This window comes from Inhella inkyongensis, assembly GCF_005952805.1.
GTDB lineage: Bacteria > Pseudomonadota > Gammaproteobacteria > Burkholderiales > Burkholderiaceae_C > Inhella > Inhella inkyongensis.
The window spans coordinates 2784867-2805967 of sequence record NZ_CP040709.1; the positions used below are offsets into that span (position 1 = coordinate 2784867).

Here is a 21101-nt window from a genome sequence, read left to right on the forward strand (position 1 = left end):
TTTTTAAACTTTCTTCAAAACCTGCTCGATACAGCTTCCTGCGGCCGTCATGCCGAAGCTGGCCGTGACCACCACACTGGAACCGTACCCTGCGCAATTGAGGCTGCCGTCTACCGCACAGGCCTCACCGTCTTGTTGAGGGCGCTGCACGGCTTCGCGCGAAAACACGCAATGGATGCCCATTTTGCCCTGGCGGGGCGCCCCGCCCTCGCGGCGCATGCCGGCTCGCAAGGAGGCCAACAGCGGATCGTGGGTGGTGTCGGCCAAGTCGGCCACTTCGATGGCCTGGGCTTGGCGCTTGCCGCCCGCCGCCCCCACACTCACAAAGGGCAGTCGCAGACCACGCGCCCAAACGGCCAGGGCCAGCTTGGCACGCACCTGGTCGCAGGCGTCGATCAGGCCGTCAGGGATCTCCCCCTCCAGCAAACCTGGCCAGTTGTCGGGCTCTACAAAGGCATCGATGACCCGAGCCTTGCAGCCCGGATGAATGGCCTCGATGCGCTCACGCAAGGCCTCACCCTTGTGCTGGCCCAGCGTGCCCTGCAGCGCCTGCACCTGGCGGTTGATGTTGGACTCGGCCACATGGTCCAGGTCAATCAGGGTCAGTGCCGCCACACCACTGCGCGCCAGAGCTTCCGCGCTCCAGCTGCCCACGCCACCGAGACCCACGACCGCCACATGCAGGCCGCGCAGTCGCCTGTAAGCGGCCTCGCCGTAGAGGCGGCGCAGCCCACCAAAGCGGCGCTCCAGGTCGTCGTCTTCGCTCATTTCAAAGCGCTCCAAGAAAAAAGCCCGACGCGAAGCATCGGGCTTTGAGAGGTCCAGCGTGGCTTACTTCAGCGAAGCACGACGCTCTTTGGCGGCCTGAGCCGCCTCGGTGCCAGGGTAGGCCTTGATCAAGTCGTCCAGGCTCTTCTTGGCCGCCTTGACGTCCTTGAGTTCAATCTGGCAGTTGGCCAGCGCCAGCAGGGCCTCTGACGCACGCGGGTGTTGGGCATTGGCCTTCAAGAAGTCGCGAAAGGTCGCGATCGCGTCCTTGTAAGCGCGCTGTCCATACTGCGCATTGCCCAGCCAGAAACGCACGGTATCGCCATAGCCACTGACACTGAAGCGCTTCAGGAAGGCTTCGAACGCATTGGCCGCTTCCGCGAACTCCCCTCGGCGCAACAGGCCCATCGCAGCCTCGTACTGGCGCTGCTCCTCGGGTTCGACCTTGAACTCTTTGCCGTCCAGGGCCACCTTCTGCGGCTCCAGGGGCTTGAGTCGCGCATCAAAGCCTTGCAGCTGATCGGCCAGGCGGCGCTGGGTGTCGCTGAAGTCGCGCGTCATCTGCTCATTGGCGCCGCGCAGACGGGCCAACTCGGCGCGCAGGGCCTCGTTCTGGTTCGCCAGCTCGGACAGGCTGCGCCGCAGCACCGCCAGTTGTTCCTGGACGTCCTGCTGCGAAGCGGCCTTCTTTTGCGCCTCTTCCAGTTGAGCGATCTTGGCGCGCAGGTCCATGATGGCCTTGCGCGCCTCCTCGTCGTCAAACAGGCCTGCCTGGGCCAGCGGCAGCCAAGCCGCCAGGCTCAGACCCGCCAGCACGCGCGACAGGCCGGACATCACTTGTCCTTGACTTCGACGCGACGGTTCTTGGCCCACACGGCCTCGCCCGTGCCTTCCATGGCCGGGCGCTCCTTGCCGAAGCTGACCGGCTCGGCCTGGCCAGCGGCCACGCCCTGCAGGCTCAGCTGCTGCATCACGGCTTCGGCGCGCTTTTGGCCCAGGGCCAGGTTGTATTCACGGCTGCCGCGCTGGTCGGCGTGGCCTTCCAGGCTGACCTTTTGGGTCTTGATCAGGTTCAGGCGCTTGGCATGGGCGTCGATGCTGGCGCGGAACTCGTCCTTCACCACATAGCTGTCGAAGTCGAAATAGATGACGCGCTTGTCGGCCACAGCCTTGCTTTGCTCGGCGGCCAGGTCCACGGTGGCGACCTTGGTCTCAGCCACGGGCTGGGTGGGCTGCTGCACGGGAGTGGGCTTGGCCTCCACCACGGGAGCCTTCACCGGCTCTTCAACTTTGGTGGTGCTGCAACCGGCCAACACAGCGGCGGCCACAGCGGCCAGGGCAAAGCGCATCGTCATCATGTCAAACTCTCAGAGTAAGCAGCCGCACGGCCGCAGGTTGAAATCGGCGCGCATTGTCGCGGAGATTTCAAGCCCCCTCGGGTTAGCCCCTGGAGTGCCCACTCAGCCGGATTTCACGCTCTGCGCGGCTTTGCCTCACTCATCGACCGAAAGGCCCCCAGGCCGGCTCGCGCACATCGGCACTGCTGACGACCAGCTTGGCCTTCACGCGCCCGTCCAGGGTGGAGGTCATCAGCACATCACGGCCCTGCGCCCGGGTGGCATAGACCAGCAGCTTGCCGTTGGGTGCAAAGCTGGGCGACTCATCCTCCACCGTCTCGCTGATCACGCGCACCGTGCCGCTGCCCAGTTCCATCACGCAGACCTTGAACGCACCATCGATGCGTGCCACGTAGGCCAAATGCCGCCCATCGGGGCTGATGGCTGGGCTGGTGTTGTAGGGGCTGTTGAAGCTGACGCGTTCGGCCGCACCGCCCTCGGCCGCCATGCGGTAGATCTGCGGACCGCCGCCGCGGTCACTCACGAAATAGATGCGACCGTCGGGGCTGAAGGCCGGCTCGGTATCGATGGCCAAGCTCTGGGTCAGGCGCTTCAGGCCCGAGCCGTCGCGGTTCATCACAAAGAGCTGGGTGCCGCCGTCGCGCGACAGACTCAGGACCACGCGCTGCCCGTCGGGCGAAAAAGCCGGCGCGCTGTTGGTGCCGCGGTAGTCGGCCAGCGTGCGGCGCGCGCCCGTGGCCAGGTCCTGCACATAGACCACCGCCTTGCCGGTGTGAAAACTCACATAGGCCACAGCCCGGCCGTCGGGCGACCAGGCCGGCGAAATGATGGGCTCGGGGCTGAGAACCGCCTCCTTTTCACCCTTGCCGTCCGCATCAGAAATCACAAGCGAGTACTGTCGCCCGGCCTTGGTCACATAGGCCAGGCGGGTGGAGAACACCCCGCGCTCGCCGGTGAGCTTTTGATAGATCGAGTCGGCCACGCGGTGCGCCTGCAAACGCAGGTCGTCCACATGCACCACCTGGCTCTCGCCGCCCAGGTCCTTGCCAGACACCACATCCCACAGGCGGTAGCGCACATCGAAGCGACCATCGGCCAGACGCGTCACCGAGCCACCGGCCAGCGCGTCGGCCTGGCGCGCGCGCCAGTCCACAAAGCCGGGGCTGCTGATTTCGGTGAGCTGCTGACCCGCCGCATCAACCAAGCGAAATTGGCCGCTGCGCTCCAGGTCGGCCCGCACGATGGCGGCCACATCGGCCTTGCTCTCGTCGCGAAAGTCGGCGATCGCGATGGGCATCTGCGTGGCGCCCACGCCCGCAATTTCTACGCGGAACTGGGCCCAGGCCGGGGCGCTCAAGGCGCCGGCGGCGGTCAACAAGTGGCGGCGATTCAGGTTCATGGCGGGAGACCGAGGGAAAACGCGCGGCATTGTGCAGCCGCCCACAATGCCCGCCAAAAAGTGACTTGCAAACAGGACTTGCCCATCATGAATCCAATCTGCCGCTACCCCGTACCCACCGTGGCTGAACTGCCCGACGACCTGCGTCAACGCATCCTGGAGGTGCAGGAAAAAGCCGGGTTTGTGCCCAACGTCTTCCTGGCCCTGGCGCGCCGACCCGCTGAGCTGCGGGCCTTCCTGGCCTATCACGACGCGCTGTTGCTGCGCGAAGGCGGGCTCACAAAGGCCGAGAAGGAAATGGTCATCGTGGCCACCAGTGGCGCCAACCGTTGCCTCTACTGCGTGGTGGCCCATGGCGCCATCCTGCGCGTCTACGCCAAAGCGCCCAGGCTGGCCGACCAGTTGGCCACCAACCCGCTCAAGGCCGAGGTCAACCCGCGCCAGGCCGCCCTGTTGGCATTTGCGATGAAGGTCTGCCTGGATGCTCAAGGCCTCACCGAGTCCGACTATGCCGCGCTGAAGGCCCACGGGCTCGATGACGAGGACGCCTGGGACCTCATCAGCATCGTGGGCCTGTTCGGCATGAGCAACCGCATCGCCAACAGCATCTCGCTGATGCCCAACGATGAGTTCTATCTGATGGGGCGCCAGCCCCGCAGCAAGACTTGAGACAATCGTTCAGCCCCTTGCTGGGGCTTTCGTCGTTTTAGGTCCCCCGCATGCTGCTGCCCTCGATTGCCCTTGGTAAACGTCATCAGGCTCCGCGCCCTCTCGGTTCGGCCGACGCGCTTCTGCTGGCGCGCTTTTGCGAGCAGGCCGACCGCGTCACCGCCATCGTCTGCGCCGAGCCCCTGGACGCGCAGCGCCTGGAGGCCGAGCTGGCCTTTTTTGCGCCGGGCCTGCGCGTGGCGGTGTTCCCGGACTGGGAAACCCTGCCCTGGGACCGCTTCTCGCCCCACCACGACCTGATCTCCGAGCGCCTGGCCACGCTGTGGCGCCTGATGCAGGCGCAGGGCAAAGCGCGCGAGCAACGCGATCTGGACGTGGTGCTGCTGCCCGCCACCACGGCGCTGACGCGCCTGGCGCCGCCCTCCTTCTTGGCCGGCACCACCTTCCAGTTCAAGAAGGGTCAGCGCTTGGATGAGGCTGCGTTCCGCGCCCAGCTGGTGCTGGCCGGCTACCAGAACGTCAGCCAGGTGGTGAGCCCCGGCGAGTACGCGGTGCGCGGCAGCTTGATCGACCTCTTCCCCATGGGCTCGATGACGCCCTACCGGGTCGATCTGTTCGGCGACGAAATCGACTCGATCCGCGTCTTCGACCCCGACAGCCAACGCAGCCTCTACCCCGTGCCCGAGGTGCGCCTGCTGCCAGGCCGTGAATTCCCTCTCAACGAGACTTCGCGCCAACTCTTTCGCAGCCGCTGGCGCGAGCACATGGATGGCGACCCCAGCAAGGCGCGCCTCTACAAGGACATGGGCGAAGGGCTGGCCGGAGCGGGCATCGAGTACTACCTGCCGCTGTTCTTTGAACAAACCGCCACCTTCTTCGACTACCTGGGGCCGCAGGCGGCCGTGGCCTTGCTGGGGCCCATCGACGCGGCCCTGCAGCGCTTTTGGCAAGACACGCGCGAGCGCCACAAGATGCTGGCGACCGACCCCGAGCGCCCCATCCTGCCGCCGGAGCAGATCTTTCTGCGACCCGAGGAGCTGTTCGCCTGCACGCATCCGCTGGCCACGCTGACGCTCAATCAGCGAGAACCCGTGGACTACGCCCGCCCGCTGCCCGATCTGAGCATCGAACGCGGCGCCCAGGAGCCGCTGGCGCGCCTGGGTCGGCATCTGGACTCCACCCCGCACAAGGTCTTGCTGCTGGCCGAGAGCGAGGGTCGGCGCGAGTCGCTGTTGGACTTGCTGCGCGAGCACAAGCTCGACGCGCCGTCCTTCAAGACCCTGGCCGACTTCGACGCATCGGGCGAGAAGTTCGCTCTCATGGCCGCCCCCTTGGCCGAGGGCTTTTTCTGGCGCGAGGCCGGACGAGAACTGCAGCTGCTGACCGAGACCGAGCTCTTTGCCACCGCGCCCACCACGCGCCGGCGCCGGCGCCAGGAGCAGGCCAGCAATGTCGACGCGCTAATCAAGGACCTGAGCGAGCTCAAGATCGGCGACCCGGTCGTGCACGTCAGCCACGGCATCGGGCGCTACCAAGGGCTCAAGCACATGGATCTGGGCCAGGGGAACTCGGAGTTCCTGCACCTGGTCTATGCCGACGACGCCGTGCTCTATGTGCCGGTGGCGCAGCTGCACCTGATCCAGCGCTACACCGGGGTGAGCGCCGAAGAGGCCCCGCTGCACCGCTTGGGGTCAGGCCAGTGGGAAAAGGCCAAGCGCAAGGCGGCCGAGCAGGTGCGCGACACCGCCGCCGAGCTGCTCAACCTCTACGCCCGCCGCGCCGCCCGCGAGGGCCATGCCTTCCGCTACAGCGCGCACGACTACGAGGCCTTCGCCGCCAGCTTTGGCTTCGAAGAGACCGTGGACCAGCGCGCGGCCATCCACGCCGTGATCCAGGATCTGATCAGCCCGCGCCCCATGGACCGCCTGGTCTGCGGCGATGTGGGCTTTGGCAAAACCGAGGTCGCTCTACGGGCCGCGTTTGTTGCTGTCATGGGCGGCAAGCAGGTCGCCGTGCTGGCCCCCACCACCCTGCTGGCCGAGCAGCATGCGCAGAACATCGCCGACCGCTTCAGCCAATGGCCGGTCAAGGTGGCCGAGATGAGCCGCTTTCGCACCGCCAAGGAGGTCAAGGCGGCGCAGGAGGGGCTGGAGAACGGCACCATCGACATCGTGGTGGGCACGCACAAACTGCTCAGCCCCGACACCCAATTCGCGCGACTCGGCTTGGTCATCATCGACGAGGAGCACCGCTTTGGCGTGCGCCACAAAGAAGCGATGAAGGCCCTGCGCAGCGAGGTCGATGTGCTCACGCTCACCGCCACCCCCATCCCCCGAACCCTGGGCATGGCGATGGAGGGTCTGCGCGATCTGTCGGTGATCGCCACCGCGCCGCAGCGCCGTCTGGCCATCAAGACCTTTGTGCGCAATGAGGGCAAGGGCGTGATCCGCGAGGCGGTGATGCGCGAGCTCATGCGCGGCGGCCAGGTCTACTTCTTGCACAACGAGGTCGACACGATCGAGAACCGGCGCCAGGAGCTCGAAGCCCTGATTCCCGAAGCGCGCATCGCGGTGGCGCACGGCCAGATGCCCGAGCGCGAGCTCGAGCGCGTGATGCGCGACTTCGTGGCCCAGCGCCACAACCTGCTGCTGTGCTCGACCATCATCGAGACCGGCATCGACGTGCCGACCGCCAACACCATCGTGATGGCGCGCGCCGACAAATTCGGCCTGGCCCAGCTGCACCAGCTGCGCGGCCGCGTCGGCCGCAGCCACCACCAGGCCTACGCCTATCTGCTGGTGCCCGACATCGAGGGCCTGACCAAGCAGGCCGCACAGCGCCTGGAAGCCATCCAGGCCATGGAGGAGTTGGGCTCGGGCTTCTACCTCGCCATGCACGATCTGGAGATTCGCGGCTGCGGCGAGGTGCTGGGCGAAAAGCAAAGCGGCAACATGATGGAGGTCGGCTACCAGCTCTATCACGACATGCTGGCCGAGGCCGTTCGCGCCCTGAAGAGCGGGCGCGAACCCGATTTGGCCAACCCGCTGGCGGCCGTCACCGAGATCAACCTCTTTGCCCCCGCGCTGCTGCCCGACGCCTATTGCGGCGATGTGCAGACCCGGCTCTCGCTCTACAAACGCCTGGCCAGCGCCAGCAAGAACGAGCACATCGATGCCCTGCTCGAAGAAATCACCGACCGCTTCGGCAGCCTGCCCGCGCAAGGCCAGACCCTGTTCGACACCCACCGCCTGCGCGTGCTGGCCCAGCCCTATGGGGTGACGCGCATCGATGCCGCGCCCGGCGTGATCAATGTGCTGTTCAAGCCCAACCCGCCCATCGAGGCCCTCAAGGTGATCCAGCTGGTGCAGAAAAACCCCTCGATTAAGCTGGTGGGCAACGAAAAACTCAGAATCGACAAGTCCCTCTCCAACCCGGCCGACCGCGCGCAGTGTGTGCGCGAGGTCCTGCGCCTGATTGGCCCTCCTCGACAAGAAGCCGCCGCATGACCGAGATTGCTCCTGGCCTGACCTTGCGCGGCGAGCGCCCGCGCCTGCAGGATTTCCGCTTCGCCGCCTTTGACATGGACTCGACCCTGATCGGGATCGAGTGCATCGACGAGATCGCGCAGCTCGCCGGAGTGGGCGAGCAGGTGGCCGCCATCACCGAAGCGGCGATGCGCGGTGAGATCACCGACTTTCGCGAGTCCCTGCAGCGCCGCCTGGCCCTGCTGGCCGGCCAGCCCGAGTGCTTGTTGGAGCAGGTGCTGCGCGAACGGCTGGTGTTCAATCCGGGCGCCCGTGAGCTTTGTACAGCGCTGAAGGCTGCTGGTTTGAAGCTGGGCCTGGTCTCTGGGGGCTTCACCCACTTCACGCGCTTTGTGGCGGCTGAGCTGGGCATGGACTTCGTGCGCGCCAACGAGTTGGAGGTCCAGAACGGCTGCCTCACCGGCCAGGTGCGCCCGCAGGCCTGGGGCGATGTGGTGGACGCGCAGGCCAAACGCCAGTTCGTGCTGGAACACTGCGAACGGCTGGGCTGCGCGCCAACGCAGGCCATCGCGGTCGGTGATGGCGCCAACGATCTGCAGATGATGGCAGTGGCAGGGCTTTCGGTGGCCTATCACGCCAAGCCCGCCGTGCGGGCGCAGGCGCGGGTGTCCATCGAGAACGGTGGGCTCAACGACCTGCTGGCGGTGTTTGCATGAAACCTTGGGCGCTCGCTCTGCTGCTGGCCGCATGCACCGGCGCGGCAGCTGCCACGGCCCCGCCGCTGCGCATGGTGGCGCCCACCAATCTGACCGAGCCGATTGCCCGCTTCGAGCGTGGCGAGCTGGTCGGCGGGGTGCTCAAAGACCTGGGCGACACGCTGGCGCGCCGCCTGGGGCGCACACCGCTCTATGTCAGCCTGCCCGGCAAGCGGGTGTCCGACGCCATGCAGGCCGGTGCCGCCGACCTGGTGTGCTACGTGCTGCCGGGCTGGATTGACGGCGACTACCTGTGGAGCCAGCCCATCCTGCCCAATGCCGAGGTGGTCGCCACCCGTCCCGAGGCGCCGCCCATCAAGAAGCTTGCCGACCTGGAAGGCCGGCGCGTCGGCACCATCAGCGGCTACCGCTACAGCCATTTGCTCAGCAGCCCGGGCGCCGCCCTGCCCTTCGAGCGCTTTGACGCGCCCGACACCCGGGCCAATCTGGCCAAACTGGCGGCCGCACGCATGCCCTATGCCATCGTGGAGGAGCTGGCGCTGCGTCACTTCATGCAGCAGCGGCCCGAAGCCGATCTGCGCCTGGGGCTGGTGATCTCGCGCTACACCGCGCCCTGCGCGCTGTCGCGCCAATCAACCGTGACGCTGGAGTCCGTCAACCAAGCGCTCGGCCAGATCGTGCGTGAGGGCGAAATGCAGCGCATCCTGCGGCGCTACGGCGGATAGTCCTGGCATTTGCGACCCTGGAAATCACAGTTGGTCGCCTTTTTCCCCCACACCCGGGCGCTCTGCCTAGGATGCCCGCCATGTCGCCCGACCCCGCCCTCCACCCCCTGCAGACCCCGCGCCCGCCGCGCCTGTGGCTGGGCTATGGGGGCCTGGCTTTGCTGTGCTGGCTGCTGTTTGGGGTGGCCGGCACGGACTGGCAACACGGCAGCCGCAGCCTGGCCGAGGGCCTGTGGGACGCCAGCTGGAGCATCGGCCCCGGCCTGCTCTTGGGGCCCCTGGCCCTGCCCTGGGTGCGTGCACGCCAGCACCGCCACTTGGCACTGCCCGGCCTGCTGCTCTGGCATGGCGTGGGCGCGCTGGGTTTTGTCGCCCTGTGGCAAGGCCTGGTGTTTGGGTTGGGCTGGCTGCTGTTTGGCCTGGACCACGCCGCCGCGGTGCTGGAGCAGGGTCTGCTGTGGCGCGCAGCCCTGGCCGTGCTGGCCTATGGCGCGCTGGTATTCGGTTTTGGCGGCAGCCTGCACGCCCAGCGCGCCCAGGCCGAGGCGCTGCGCGCCGCGCAGGCCGATGCCGCACGGGTGCGGGCCGAATTGGCCGCCATCAGCGGCAAGCTCGATCCGCACTTCTTGTTCAACACCCTGAATTCGCTGCTGCAGCTCTCGCGCCGCGGCGGGCAGGCGGCCGAGCAAGGCCTGCTGGGCTTCGCTCGCATGATGCGCTACGTGCTGGACAGCCGGCGCGGCGCGGCCCAGCGCGTAGCGCTGGGCGACGAACTCGAGTTCGTGCAGGACTATCTGGCTCTGGAGGGCCTGCGCCTGGGCGAGCGCCTGCGGGTGGACTGGCAGGTCGACCCAGCCTGCGAGGACGAGGCCATCCCGCCTCTGACCCTGCAACCCCTGGTGGAGAACGCCATCGTGCATGGCGTGTCGCCGCGCACGGCGGGCGGCACCATCTGCCTGCGCGCCGAGCGCCAGCGCCTCGACGGCCAGAGCTATCTTTATCTCTCGGTGCGGGATGACGGGCCGGGCTGCGTCTGGCCCCCGGTGCCGGGCGAGACGCGGCGCGAGGGCGGCGTGGCCCTGGAGGCCCTGCAGCGCCGTTTTGAGTTGGACTACGGCGGCCGCGCCCAGTTGCAGATCCGCAGCCAGCCCGGCGCCGGCTTTGGCGTTGAATTGCGCATCCCCCTGGACCCCATCGAATGAAGATCCTGAGAACCCTGATCGCCGAGGACGAAGTGCTGGCCCGCGAGGGTCTGGCCGCCTGGGTGCGCGAGTGCCCGCAACTGGAATTGCTGGGTTGCGTGAATGATGGCGAGCAGGCGCTGGCGGCCATCCGGACCCAGCAGCCTGACCTGGTGCTGATGGACATCCAAATGCCCGGGTTGACCGGGTTGCAGGTCTTGCGCATCCTGGGCCAGGAAGCCGCCGGTGCACTGCCCGCCGTGATCTTCACCACCGCCTATGACGAACACGCACTGACCGCCTTCGAGCTGCATGCGGTCGACTACCTGCTCAAGCCCTTCTCGCGCGAGCGCTTTGACGAGGCCATTGGCCACCTCAGCCGCGACCAGGCCGGCACGCAACGGTCTCTGGACGCCATCCAGGCCCTCGAAGCAGCGCAATCGCAGCTCCCGCGCCTGGAGCCGCTGCGCCGCCTGATGGTGCGCGACATGGGCCGCATCATTCCGCTGCAGGTCGAACACATCGAGCACCTGCGCTCCGACACCAAATACACCGCCATCGTGGCGCAGGGCCGCACGCATCTGGTGCGTTTGCCCATCAGCCACTTTGCCGACCGGCTGGACCCACAGCGCTTCCTCAAGGTCAATCGCAGCTGCATCGTCAACCTGGATTGCGTCGAGGCCCTGGTGCCCGACGAGTACTCGCAGCTGGTCGTGCACCTGCGCGACGGCAGCCGCTTCACGGCCAGCCGCGAGGTCTCCAAACAACTGCGGGCGGATTCGCTATGAAGGCATGGCTCTGCTTGGCCCTGGTCTTTTGCGGCGCCTGTGCGCAGGCTCAGGCGGCCCCCGTCGGTCGGCTCTACAACCCGGGTGCATTCGACAGTCTTTCCTTCACCGGCTCGGCGCTGGTGCGCCTGATGCAGGGCGAACGCGACGAGGTTTTTGTCGAAGGCGACGAGGCGGTGCAGCGCGAGGTCTATCTGATGCTGCGCGGCAATCAACTGACCGTGCGCACCACCGGCTCCTGGATGTTCTGGCGCGCCGCCGAGCGCCTGCGCCTGCAGGTCACGGCGCGCAATCTGCGCCAGATCAGCATCTCGGGCGCCGCCCAGCTGCATGCGCCCGAGCCCTTCCATGTGGAGGAGCTGGAGATCGGTATCTCGGGCTCAGGGCTGGTGCGCTTTGATCAGCTGCAAGCCCGCGTCCTTCGCTTTGATGTGACCGGATCGGGCGATGCGCAGCTCAGCGGCAGCACCGACGAACTCGACATCCGGGCCTCCGGCCGCAGCGACGTGCAGGCCGAGCAACTCTTGGCGCGCCAGGCCAAGGTGCGCTACAGCGGCGTGGGCAAGGCCAGGCTGTGGGTGCAGGACAAGCTGAACGTTCGCATCAACGGCATCGCCTCGGTGGATTACTGGGGCGAGCCGCAGCTGGAGCGCAAGGTGCTGGGCCTGGGCGGCGTGAAGTCCAAAGGCGCCAAAGTCAGCAAGGCCCCGGGCGCCGAGTAAGGCTCAGTCCGAATCGGCCAGAGGTTCGGCCAGAGGTTCGGCCAGAGGTTCGTCCGTAGGTTCGGCCGGCGCCTCGGGCAAGGGCGCCATCCAGGCCACCACCCCAAGGCAGATGGCCGTGGCCAATAGCGCCGCCCACCAGGGTGCGCGCCACCAGGCCAGGGCGCAGCTCAGGGCCATCATGCTCCAGGCCAGGTGCTTGATGCGGCGCGGAATCATCCGGTGCCGTCGCCAGTTCAGCACCATGGGCCCTAAGCGCGGGTGGGCCAGCAGCCAGGCCTCCCAGCGCGGGCTGCCGCGTGAAAAACACCAGGCCGCCAGCAGCACAAAGGGCACGGTGGGCAACAGGGGGAGAAAGGCGCCGACGGCCCCCAGCAGCAGACACAAGGCGCCGGCCAACAACCACAGCGGCCGGCTCCAGGCCCGCGCCTCGGCGATGGGCTGTGCTGGAGCGGATTCGGGCACGACATCGGGCATGTCCGCATCATCTCATCGCCCCGGCAAGGCCCACCCAGGCCCACCCGTAGGGCACACTCCCTCTCCGATGAAGAGGCACCATCTCGTCCCGTCGCTGCTGTGCTGGCTCACGCTGGTACCGCAGGCCGCCAGCGCCCAGGAAGCCCGACCGGCGGCCGGTGACATCGTCTTCATCGCCGCCGCCAATCACACGGCGCCCCTGTCCACCTTCAAGAACGGCGTGCTCGTGGACGGCATCATCAAAGACTTGGGTGACGCCCTGGCGCGCCGCCTGGGGCTGCGCCCCCGCTACCTCACCATGCCGAGCAAACGCGCCCCCTGGGCCCTGCGCGATGGCGAGGGCGATCTGCTCTGCTACGCGCGCCCGCAGTGGATCGGTCCGGACTTCCAATTCACCCTGCCGGTGATTCCCAACGGCGAGGTGATCGCAGCCCGCCCGGACTCTCCGAAGCTGGAAGGCATCACACAGCTGGCTGGCCAACCTGTGGGCACGGTACTGGGCTACCTCTACCCGGAAGCCGAGGCCGTGCTGGGCCCGCAGCTGCGGCGCCAGGACGCGCCCGACATGCTGTCCAACCTGCGCAAGCTGGTGGCCGGGCGGATGCCCTACGCCATCTCCGATCGCCTGGTGCTGCGCGAGCACCAGCGCCACTACCCGAAGGACGGGCTGCGCGAAGACCTGATGCTGAACCGATTCACCGCACCCTGCGCCCTGTCGCCGCGCTCCAAGATCCCGCTGCCGCTCATCAACGAGGCCCTCAGCGAGTTGGTGGCCGATGGCGAGATGCAGCGCATCCTGGCTCGCTATGGCTCGTAAGCGGCGCGGGCTTGGCGCGCTGCTGCTGGCTCTGGGCCTGGGCAGCGCAGCGCAAGCCTGGACACTGCTGGTTCCTTCCAACCACAGTCTGCCCCTGGCTGAGGTCCAGGGCAGTGAAGTGAAGCGCGGCATCCTGGTGGAACTGGGGCAGGCCCTGGCACGGGAGCTGAGTCAACCCGTGCGTTTCGTGGTGCGTCCCAGCCGCCGGGTCGGCGAGGCGCTGCGCAAGGGCGAGGCCGATCTGCTTTGCTACGCGTTGCCCGAATGGATCGATGGCGAGTTCCAGTGGACTCAAGCTGTGATCCCAAACGCTGCCGTGATCGCCGCCCGGCGCGACAGCCCGGCCATCCGGCAGCTCAGTGATCTCGCCAACCGATCGGTCGGCACCGTGCTGGGCTACCGCCATCTGGAGATGGACCAGCCGCTCGGCGCCCAATTCCAACGCAGCGACGCGCTGGACATGCAGGGCAATCTGGCCAAGCTGGCCGCGCGCCGCACCGACTTCGCGATCACCGACCGTCTGACGCTCCAGCATCTGAACCATCGCCACACCGAGTGGGCGCTGGAAGAGCGGCTGGTGATGCGCCCCTTCGAGGCGGCCTGTGCGCTTTCGCCGCGCAGCCAGCTGAACATCCAAACCCTGCGCCTGGCCCTTCGCAAGCTGCAGTCCCAGGGACAGCTCGACCGCCTGCTGCAGCCACGCTCCGCCGCCCCGTCATGAACCCAGCCGCCATCACCTGCATCGAGGACCTGCGCCGACTGGCTCGCCGCCGTGTGCCCCGCATGTTTTACGACTACGCCGATGCCGGCAGTTGGACCGAGAGCACCTACCGCGCCAATGAGTCCGATCTGGCCGCCATCAAGCTGCGCCAGCGCGTGGCCGTCAATCTGGAACACCGCAGCCTGGCCAGCACGATGCTCGGCCAGCCCGTGCGCATGCCAGTGGCGCTGGCACCCACGGGCTTGACCGGCATGCAGCACGCCGATGGCGAGATGCTGGCCGCACGCGCCGCCGAAGCCTTCGGCGTGCCGTTTGCCTTGAGCACCATGAGCATCTGCTCGATCGAGGACGTGCGCGCCGCCACAAACGGCCCCTTCTGGTTCCAGCTCTATGTGATGAAGGACAGGGCCTTTGTCGAAGCCCTGATCGAACGCGCGCGGGCCGCCCGCTGCAGCGCCCTGGTGCTGACTCTGGACCTGCAGGTGCTGGGCCAACGCCACAAGGACATCAAGAACGGCCTGACCGCCCCGCCCCGCCCCACCCTGCCCAACTTGATCGACCTGGCCACCAAACCACGTTGGTGCTGGCACATGCTGCGTACGCCCCGGCGCCAGTTCGGCAACATCGTCGGTCATGCCAAAGGGGTCAGCAACCTCAACAGCTTGTCGAGCTGGACCGCCGAGCAGTTCGACCCGGCGCTGTCCTGGGCCGACGTCGAATGGATCAAGCGGCGCTGGGGCGGCAAGCTCATCCTCAAGGGGATCCTGGACGCCGAGGACGCCCGCCTCGCCGTGGCCAGCGGTGCGGACGCGCTGATCGTCTCCAACCACGGCGGCCGCCAGCTGGACGGCGCGGAAAGCAGCATCGCCGTGCTGCCCCGCATCGTGGACACGGTGGGCCGCCGCATCGAGGTCCACATGGACGGCGGCATTCGCAGCGGGCAGGACGTGCTCAAGGCCCTGGCCCTGGGCGCCCACGGCTGCCACATCGGCCGCGCCTTCCTCTACGGCCTGGGCGCCCTGGGGCAGGCCGGCGTGACGCGCTGCCTGGAGATCATCGAACGCGAACTGGACCTGACCATGGCCTTCTGCGGCAAGACCCGAGTCGGCGACATCGACCGCAGCGTGCTGATTGAGAACAGCCTGCCGCGATGAGCACCTCCACCGCCTTTCCCACCCTGCAAACCGCGCGCCTGCTGCTGCGAGAGATCACGGCCGATGATGCGCGCGCGCTGTTCGAGATCCACGGCGACCCGGTTGCGATGCGCTACTTCGGTTCCTTGCAGAGGGACCTGGACAGCATGCGCGCAGTCATCCAACGCTTTGCCCAGTGGCGCCAACTGCCGGCCCCCGGCACGCGCTGGGGCATCGCGTTGCAATGCGGTGGCCCCCTCATCGGCAGCTGCGGTCTCTTCAGCTGGAACCGCGACCAGCGGCGCTGCATGCTGGGCTATGAATTGCACCCGGCCCAGCAGGGACAGGGCCTGATGCAAGAGGCCCTGAATGCCGTGCTGCCCTGGGGCTTTGCGCAGATGGACGGCCTGCACCGCATCGAGGCTTTGATCCACCCGGACAACCAAAGCTCAAACCGCTTGATCCAGTGCTTGGGAGGGTCTGTAAAACCCCCTGCGCCCGCGCCAAGACTTTTCGGGATGAGGGCCAAGGCGCGAGCCGCCGCTCAGGCTGGTGGCCTGAGCAAGGCTTGCAACGCCGGCCATCGCCCGAAAAGTCTTTGGCCCGCCAGGGTTTGCGAGAGAACCGGCCGTCTCGGTCGTTGGCGCGCTCGGCTGTCGGACGGCGAGTCCGACCTTCGCGCGCCGCCTACGATCCGGCCGGTTCTCTCGCAAACGCGGGCTGCACGGGGTTTTGCAGACCCTCCCTTGGGCTTCCGCGCCGAAGGCCTGCAGCGCGATGTGATCTGGTGTGAAGATCGCCCCATGAGCCTGACGATGTGGAGTCGCTTGAAGACTGACCCCGCCTTACCAAACTGAACGCCATGCGACTGCTTGTTCACGCCCGACTGATCCTCATGTTGTTGCTGCCGCTGACCCTGCCCACGGCGCAGGCCCGCGAGCTGGTGTTCCTGGCCCCCACCAACCACAGCGAGCCGCTGGCCCGCTTTGAGCGCGGGCAACTCAAGAGTGGTCTGCTCAAAGACCTGGGCGATGCGCTGGCGCGCCGCACCGGACAGAACGCGCGCTTCCTGCTGTTGCCCAGCAAGCGCGTGGGGGCCGCCCTGGCCGCTGGCCAAGCCGACCTGCTCTGCTATGTGATGCCGGGTTGGATCGAGGGCGACTTTCACTGGTTCGAGGCCCTGATACCCGATGCCGGCCTGCTGGTGGCGCACCCCAAGGCCGACCTGCCGGCGCGCCTGGGCGATCTGCGCGGCCGCCGCATCGGCACCGTGCTGGGCTATCACTATCCGGAGTTGGAGACCGAACTGGGTAGCGAGTTCGCCCGGCTGGACGCACGCGACACCGGCTCCAACCTGGACCGCTTGGCGGCCGGCCAGACCGATCTGGCCTTTGTCGAACGCTCGGCCTTCCTGGCCTACCAGCGCCGTCACCCGCAGGCCGGCCTCAAGCAGGCCTGGGTGGTGCGCGAGTTCAGCGCCGGCTGCGCACTCTCCAAACTGTCAGCGCAGAACCCGGACAAGATCCGCCAGGCCTTCCAGGCGCTGCGCAGCAGCGGTGAATTGGCCAGGCTGCTGGCGCCCTACGGACTCTGAGGGGCCTTACTTCCAGCGCGCCGGCTGGATGTCGGCGCTGCCCAGGCCGCTGGTCAGCATCAGATGACCTTCCTGGATCGTGGCCTGCATCTGCATGCTGCGCTCGGCCAGGCGGGTCAGGTCGGCCATCTCGGCATGGGGCAGGCGCCAGACCTGCAGCTTGTCCAGGCGCGTGAGCTTGGTCTCGATGCCCTTCCACCACACCTCGGCAGCCGGCCCAAAGGCATAGACCACCACCGCCTCGCTCTTGCTGCAGGCTTTGCTGAGCGCCTTGTCATCGGGTTGCCCCACCTCGATCCACAGCCGCTTGGCGCCGGTGTAGTCGGTGAGGTGGAGGTCGGGGTCATCGGGGTCGGACAGGCCGGCGCCGAAGCCCAAGGTGGCGTCGCCATTGCAGCGCGTCTGCAGCTCATGCGCATGCAGGGCCAGCGCGGCCAAGCGCACCATCATGCGTTCGTCGGTCTCGCTGGGATGACGCGCCAAGGTCAGGTTGTGGTCGGCGTAGTAGCCGTGGTCAATGTCGGCGATGCTCAGGTTCGCCTTGAAGATGGTGGATTTAAGGGCCATCGGGGGATTGTCGCGGCCGGCGCCGGGCCGTTGCCGCTCCGCGGCTCAAGAATGCTGTGGGCTGTGTGTGAGAGCCCGCAAAGGCGTCACAACCAAATCCAACAGTGCGGCAAGCCTGAAAGCGGCCCGCCGGTGAGCTAGTTCACGATCCCCAGCCACTGCCCCGCGCTCTGGTAGCGCACGAACAACTCATCGGCCAGCTCGGCCAGCGGCGCGCAGCCGCTCAAGCGACCGGCCTGCAGCAAGGTGTGGGCATACGGTGCGTCAAAGAGCATGCGGGTGGCTTCCACGCCGTTGCCCTGGGTCTGCATCAGACGGGCAAAGTGCTGCAGTTCGGCCAGGCTGGCCGGGGCGGCCAGGCTGCCCAGGCTGAACAAACCCTCCAGGCGGGCGTCGAACCAGGCAGCGCCGGGGGCGTCCGGATCGCTGTCGGGGCGGGCGAGGGAGGGGAGTTCGATGACCATGGCCGCCATGCTGCCGGTTCGACATCCGGACTTGAGTCCGAAAAGCAAGGCCAAGACCGGCCAATTCAGCGCCGCCGGCCACCAGCCCCCCTTCGAGAATTTGCGCATGACCGCCCGCCTCGCCACCTCCACCCAGCCCCATCCCCCTACCGCCCGCCGCGTTGGGATGCGGGCCTATCCCCTGCTGCTGAGTGTGTGGATCAGCGCTTGCGGCGGGGGCGGTGGGGGTGACAGCGGATCGGGCGGCGGCAGCCCCACCCCCATGCCCCTGGTCCTGAGCGGCGTGGTGACGGTGGGTGCGGCCGTTGGGGCTGCCAGCGTCAGCCTGCTGGACGCCAGCGGCCAGACGCTGGGCACGGCCACCGCGCACCCGGTGGACGGCAGCTACCGCATCACGCTCAGCACCAGCAGCCCCCCTCTGCCCTTGTTCCTGCAGGCTCAAGGAACCGATGCGGGCGGCCGGCCGGTGCTGCTGCACAGCCTGGTGCCCAGCCTGAGCAGCACGGGGGCCACCGCCCACATCACGCCGCTGACCCAGGCCGTCGCCGCGCTGGCCCTGGGCGCTGACCCGCAGGCCGCCTTTGCCAAACCGGCCGACGCCGCCTTGCCCAGCACCACCGCCCTGCTGACCCCGGCCGCCGACTTCCTGAAAACCCTGCTCAAGAGCCCGCTGGCCGATGTGAAGATCAGCGACGCCACCAAGCTGGACTTGCTGAGCGACAGCGGCTTCGCCACGCCCAAGAGCGCGGCCGACCTGCTCTTGGAATCCACCCGCGTGCAGGTGGAGCCGCAAAGCGGCCGACTGCAGTTGGGCAGCAAATTCCTCGCCAACCCGGCACCCGAGGTGGAGGTGAACCTGGCCGGCGCGCGCGCCGAGTTGCTCAAGGGCAGCACCGGCACACCCACGGCCGCCATCACCACCAGCGCGCAAATTACCAGTGCTGCGGCCACCGTGCTGGGCGTAGCGGGCAGCCTGGATGGAATCGCCAGCACCCTCAACCCCCTGCTGGCCCAGACCAGCACAGACGCCGCCACCTACAAGGCCAGTGCCGCGCTGAGCGGCTACACGCAGTTCAACGGCCGCAGCGCCGACGAGCTGGCCGCCAGCCTGGTGGCCTGGAGCGCCGCCGGCCTGCAGCTGGCACCGCTGCAGGTGCTGGGCTGCGAGGACGAAGTGCTCAAAAAGGGCGACTGCCTCAAGGTGCGCGTGGCCGCGCCCCTGGTGGACCGCAGCGGCAAGACGCAGGACCGCCTGGTGGACATTGCCAGCTACAGCAGCACCGCCAAGCGCTGGGCCCTGGTGGGCAATGGCAAGGCCCTGGTCTTCGCGGTGCGTGCGGCCAGTTGGCTGCGCCTGGACGGGGCCGGTGCGGCCGAGACCGGCAGCAACCCCAGCAGCGGCGTGGAGCTGCTGCTGCAGGGCAAGAACAGCGCGCTGACTGCCGATCTCATCACCGCCGGCACGGTGCAGACACCGCTGGGCTTCGCGTTGCCGCTGGCGGCTTGCCAACGCCTGAACCTTTGCATCGCGCAACCAGGCGACACCAGCGTCGTGCCCACCGCTGGTCTGGGTGACCAACTGCTGGCGCCTGGCAGCGTCGGCTGGCTGGGCAATGGTGACGGCCTGCGGGGCGCGCTCTACAAGGCCAGCTATTCGCTCAGCGGCACGGCCGAGAACCGGGTGGCCTATCTGAACGCCGGCATCCTGATCAGCCCCACGGCCGCACGCCACCCCACACTGGATGGCGTGAGCAGCAGCGCCGCGCTGACGCCGGCCAGCATGCGCGCCGGCCTGAAGTTGAATTGGAGCACCTGGGCCAAGGCCAACCCCGATCTGCGGGTGGTGCAGGTGCTGGCGGTGGTGCGCTACAGCGACCGTGTCTCGCTGCGCGACCTCGACCCCAAAGGCGCCACCCAACTTGACGTGGCCGCCACCGGCGCCATCCCCGGCTTCACGGCCACCGGCCACGATGTGTGGCTGATGGCCAGCGATGGCCTGGGACGGAAATTGGCGACGCGCTACGCCCTGGGGCTTTGATTCACCGATCCTTGCGCAGCAATCCGGTCGGCCCGTCCGCCCCTTCCAGCGCAAACAGGGTGTAGACCCCCAGCGCCAGCAGGCGTGCATCCTCCAGGGTGTAGCTGGCCAGGCCGGTTGCGGCGCTGCTGACATCCAGGCGTGTCAGTTGCGTCGCGGCCACCGAAGCAAAGCTGGAGGCCGTGCCCGACGCCACGCCCTGAGCCAGCACCGCATAGTCCTGCGTGAGGGTCAGCGCATGGGGCGTGGCCTGCGCATGCACCAGGCGCAGCTTGGCCCGCGTGCTGCTGCTGGGCAGGCGGTTGTCGTCCTGGATCAGGGCCACCTGGCCCTGACCATGCACGAGCAAGGTGTAGTCAGCGCCGGGCTGCAGGTTGCGCAGCTGCTCATTGATCAGGGTTGCGCCCAGCCGCACCGACAGGGCCTGGCTGCCGGCCGCTACGGCCGTATAGGGCGTCAGCGTGGGGCTGCCCACGCTGGCGACGAGGGACTGCCCGCCCCAGTTCACCGACACCGTGCCCTGCCCTGGCACCGAGGCCACGACACGCAGCCGTGCATGCTGGCCGCCATGGCGGCTGACCCTGGCGCGCTGTTCGATCAGCACGGCGTCAGCCAGCACCCCACCCACACCGGCCGTGAGCACCAAGGTCCAGGCCTGCTTCTCGTTCAGGCTCAAGCTGGGCAGGTCCAGGCGCAGGTCCTGGGTGTCGCCCTGGCCCGTGATGCGCAGGCGCTGGCTGCCGCTGTTGACCTGCACATAGCCGCTGAGCTGACCGCCGCCCACCGAGCCTTGGGTCGGCACGCTGCCATCCAGCTCGGTGCTGCTACCGGTCAGGTAGATGTCCACCACCCCGAGGTCGGTGCTGGCATTGAAGATGCGCAGCAGGGCCTTGCCGGAATCCAGCTTGTCCAGGTCCGGCTCGTCCTCGCGCAGGGTGGCCAGATTGAGCTGGTTCTCGCGCCCCCAGGCCACGGCGGTGTAGTGCTCGTCCTTGCCAAAGGTTCGGTCGCCGCTGTAGAGATCGGTGCTGTTGCCGGCGCGGCGCAGCTTGACGGTGAGCGTCTCGGTGGCCTGCTCCTGGAATTCCGTGGGCTCGCCCACCGCCGCGACAGAGAGCCGGCGCTCGTCTTCCATCCAAAGCTCCATGGCCGGCACTTCGGCGCAGAGGTTGAGCAGGCGCAACTGCGGTGCCGCACCCTCCTCGGAGTCACCACCGCCGCAGGCGCTCAGCAGGGACAGGGTGGGCAGGGCGGCCAGACCCGTCAGCCCCAAGAGGCCGGTGGAGCGCTGCATCCAGCGGCGACGCGACCAGGTTTCAGACATTGTTTTTCCTCGTGATTGATGCCGGTTGGCGAGGCCTGCATTGCAGCCCTTGCCGCCTCATCCAAGGTGTCGGCCCCGTTGCGGTTCATGACAGGCGATGACACCACCGCACCCCCATGTCACGCGCTGTCATCTGCGGCGATCACGGGCTTTAC

At 67.7% G+C, this 21101-nt stretch carries 21 protein-coding genes; 13 read left to right on the plus strand and 8 right to left on the minus strand.

Features of this window, described 5'->3' with window-relative positions; translation table 11 throughout:
* Window positions 1–3 precede the first annotated feature (3 nt).
* The 4 genes from FF090_RS13180 to tolB all read right to left on the minus strand — a co-directional run bounded on the left by FF090_RS13180 (window position 4) and on the right by tolB (window position 3525).
* Window positions 4–768 (minus strand): tRNA threonylcarbamoyladenosine dehydratase, encoded by a 765-nt coding sequence (locus tag FF090_RS13180; RefSeq protein ID WP_138857161.1) that lies wholly within the window; start codon window positions 766–768, stop codon window positions 4–6.
* 63 nt (window positions 769–831) lie between these two features.
* Entirely contained in the window at window positions 832–1602 is a 771-nt protein-coding gene (gene ybgF, locus FF090_RS13185; protein ID WP_175423654.1) for a tol-pal system protein YbgF, read from the minus strand.
* Window positions 1602–2126 carry a peptidoglycan-associated lipoprotein Pal gene (pal, locus tag FF090_RS13190; RefSeq protein ID WP_138857162.1) on the minus strand — a complete coding sequence of 175 codons (525 nt, stop codon included), beginning with the start codon at window positions 2124–2126 and terminating at the stop codon, window positions 1602–1604. Before pal ends, ybgF begins: the two co-directional genes overlap by 1 nt.
* A gap of 139 nt (window positions 2127–2265) precedes the next feature.
* Window positions 2266–3525, minus strand: coding sequence for a Tol-Pal system beta propeller repeat protein TolB (tolB, locus tag FF090_RS13195; protein ID WP_246071417.1), 1260 nt, complete (start codon window positions 3523–3525; stop codon window positions 2266–2268).
* 87 nt (window positions 3526–3612) lie between these two features.
* Here tolB and FF090_RS13200 point away from each other — a divergent pair, with 87 nt between their 5' ends.
* The 7 genes from FF090_RS13200 to FF090_RS13230 all read left to right on the plus strand — a co-directional run bounded on the left by FF090_RS13200 (window position 3613) and on the right by FF090_RS13230 (window position 11811).
* Window positions 3613–4194 (plus strand): peroxidase-related enzyme, encoded by a 582-nt coding sequence (locus FF090_RS13200; protein ID WP_138857164.1) that lies wholly within the window; start codon window positions 3613–3615, stop codon window positions 4192–4194.
* Between the two features lie 50 nt (window positions 4195–4244).
* Window positions 4245–7700 carry a transcription-repair coupling factor gene (gene mfd, locus FF090_RS13205; protein ID WP_138857165.1) on the plus strand — a complete coding sequence of 1152 codons (3456 nt, stop codon included), beginning with the start codon at window positions 4245–4247 and terminating at the stop codon, window positions 7698–7700.
* Complete coding sequence (gene serB, locus FF090_RS13210; protein WP_138857166.1) at window positions 7697–8395, plus strand: phosphoserine phosphatase SerB; 699 nt, start codon at window positions 7697–7699, stop codon at window positions 8393–8395. Before mfd ends, serB begins: the two co-directional genes overlap by 4 nt.
* Window positions 8392–9120 carry a substrate-binding periplasmic protein gene (locus FF090_RS13215; protein WP_138857167.1) on the plus strand — a complete coding sequence of 243 codons (729 nt, stop codon included), beginning with the start codon at window positions 8392–8394 and terminating at the stop codon, window positions 9118–9120. Before serB ends, FF090_RS13215 begins: the two co-directional genes overlap by 4 nt.
* 80 nt (window positions 9121–9200) lie before the next feature.
* A complete protein-coding gene (locus tag FF090_RS13220; protein WP_175423655.1) occupies window positions 9201–10322 on the plus strand; it encodes a sensor histidine kinase in 1122 nt (373 codons plus the stop codon).
* Window positions 10319–11089 (plus strand): LytR/AlgR family response regulator transcription factor, encoded by a 771-nt coding sequence (locus FF090_RS13225; RefSeq protein WP_138857169.1) that lies wholly within the window; start codon window positions 10319–10321, stop codon window positions 11087–11089. Before FF090_RS13220 ends, FF090_RS13225 begins: the two co-directional genes overlap by 4 nt.
* Window positions 11086–11811: a head GIN domain-containing protein gene (locus tag FF090_RS13230; protein ID WP_138857170.1), complete on the plus strand. Its 726-nt coding sequence runs from the start codon at window positions 11086–11088 to the stop codon at window positions 11809–11811. The genes FF090_RS13225 and FF090_RS13230 overlap by 4 nt, the downstream gene beginning before the upstream one ends.
* Window positions 11812–11814: 3 nt before the next feature.
* Here the strand turns inward: FF090_RS13230 and FF090_RS13235 are convergent, their stop codons facing one another.
* Window positions 11815–12288 carry a YbaN family protein gene (locus FF090_RS13235; protein ID WP_138857171.1) on the minus strand — a complete coding sequence of 158 codons (474 nt, stop codon included), beginning with the start codon at window positions 12286–12288 and terminating at the stop codon, window positions 11815–11817.
* 67 nt (window positions 12289–12355) lie between these two features.
* On the opposite strand from FF090_RS13235, the gene FF090_RS13240 reads away from it, so the two are divergent.
* Genes FF090_RS13240 through FF090_RS13260 form a run of 5 tightly spaced genes read left to right on the plus strand, consistent with a single transcriptional unit; the run spans window position 12356 to window position 16553 of the window.
* A complete protein-coding gene (locus FF090_RS13240) occupies window positions 12356–13105 on the plus strand; it encodes a substrate-binding periplasmic protein (RefSeq protein WP_175423656.1) in 750 nt (249 codons plus the stop codon).
* On the plus strand, window positions 13095–13826 hold the full coding sequence (locus tag FF090_RS13245) for a substrate-binding periplasmic protein (protein WP_175423657.1): 732 nt from the start codon (window positions 13095–13097) through the stop codon (window positions 13824–13826). The genes FF090_RS13240 and FF090_RS13245 overlap by 11 nt, the downstream gene beginning before the upstream one ends.
* A complete protein-coding gene (locus FF090_RS13250) occupies window positions 13823–14980 on the plus strand; it encodes an alpha-hydroxy acid oxidase (protein WP_138857174.1) in 1158 nt (385 codons plus the stop codon). Before FF090_RS13245 ends, FF090_RS13250 begins: the two co-directional genes overlap by 4 nt.
* The gene (locus FF090_RS13255) at window positions 14977–15816 is read left to right on the plus strand and encodes a GNAT family N-acetyltransferase (RefSeq protein ID WP_138857175.1); all 840 of its coding nucleotides are present in this window, start codon (window positions 14977–14979) and stop codon (window positions 15814–15816) included. Before FF090_RS13250 ends, FF090_RS13255 begins: the two co-directional genes overlap by 4 nt.
* Before the next feature lie 5 nt (window positions 15817–15821).
* Entirely contained in the window at window positions 15822–16553 is a 732-nt protein-coding gene (locus tag FF090_RS13260) for a substrate-binding periplasmic protein (protein ID WP_138857176.1), read from the plus strand.
* A 6-nt stretch (window positions 16554–16559) separates the two neighbouring features.
* Here FF090_RS13260 and FF090_RS13265 read toward each other — a convergent pair whose 3' ends face one another.
* Both FF090_RS13265 and FF090_RS13270 read right to left on the minus strand, forming a co-directional pair.
* Complete coding sequence (locus tag FF090_RS13265; RefSeq protein ID WP_138857177.1) at window positions 16560–17120, minus strand: YaeQ family protein; 561 nt, start codon at window positions 17118–17120, stop codon at window positions 16560–16562.
* Between the two features lie 137 nt (window positions 17121–17257).
* Window positions 17258–17584, minus strand: coding sequence for a hypothetical protein (locus tag FF090_RS13270; protein ID WP_138857178.1), 327 nt, complete (start codon window positions 17582–17584; stop codon window positions 17258–17260).
* Here FF090_RS13270 and FF090_RS13275 point away from each other — a divergent pair.
* A complete protein-coding gene (locus tag FF090_RS13275; RefSeq protein ID WP_175423658.1) occupies window positions 17577–19622 on the plus strand; it encodes a hypothetical protein in 2046 nt (681 codons plus the stop codon). The two genes, FF090_RS13270 and FF090_RS13275, sit on opposite strands and share 8 nt — an antisense overlap.
* Window position 19623: 1 nt before the next feature.
* Here the strand turns inward: FF090_RS13275 and FF090_RS13280 are convergent, their stop codons facing one another.
* A complete protein-coding gene (locus FF090_RS13280) occupies window positions 19624–20946 on the minus strand; it encodes a DUF4397 domain-containing protein (protein WP_138857180.1) in 1323 nt (440 codons plus the stop codon).
* Window positions 20947–21101 lie beyond the last annotated feature (155 nt).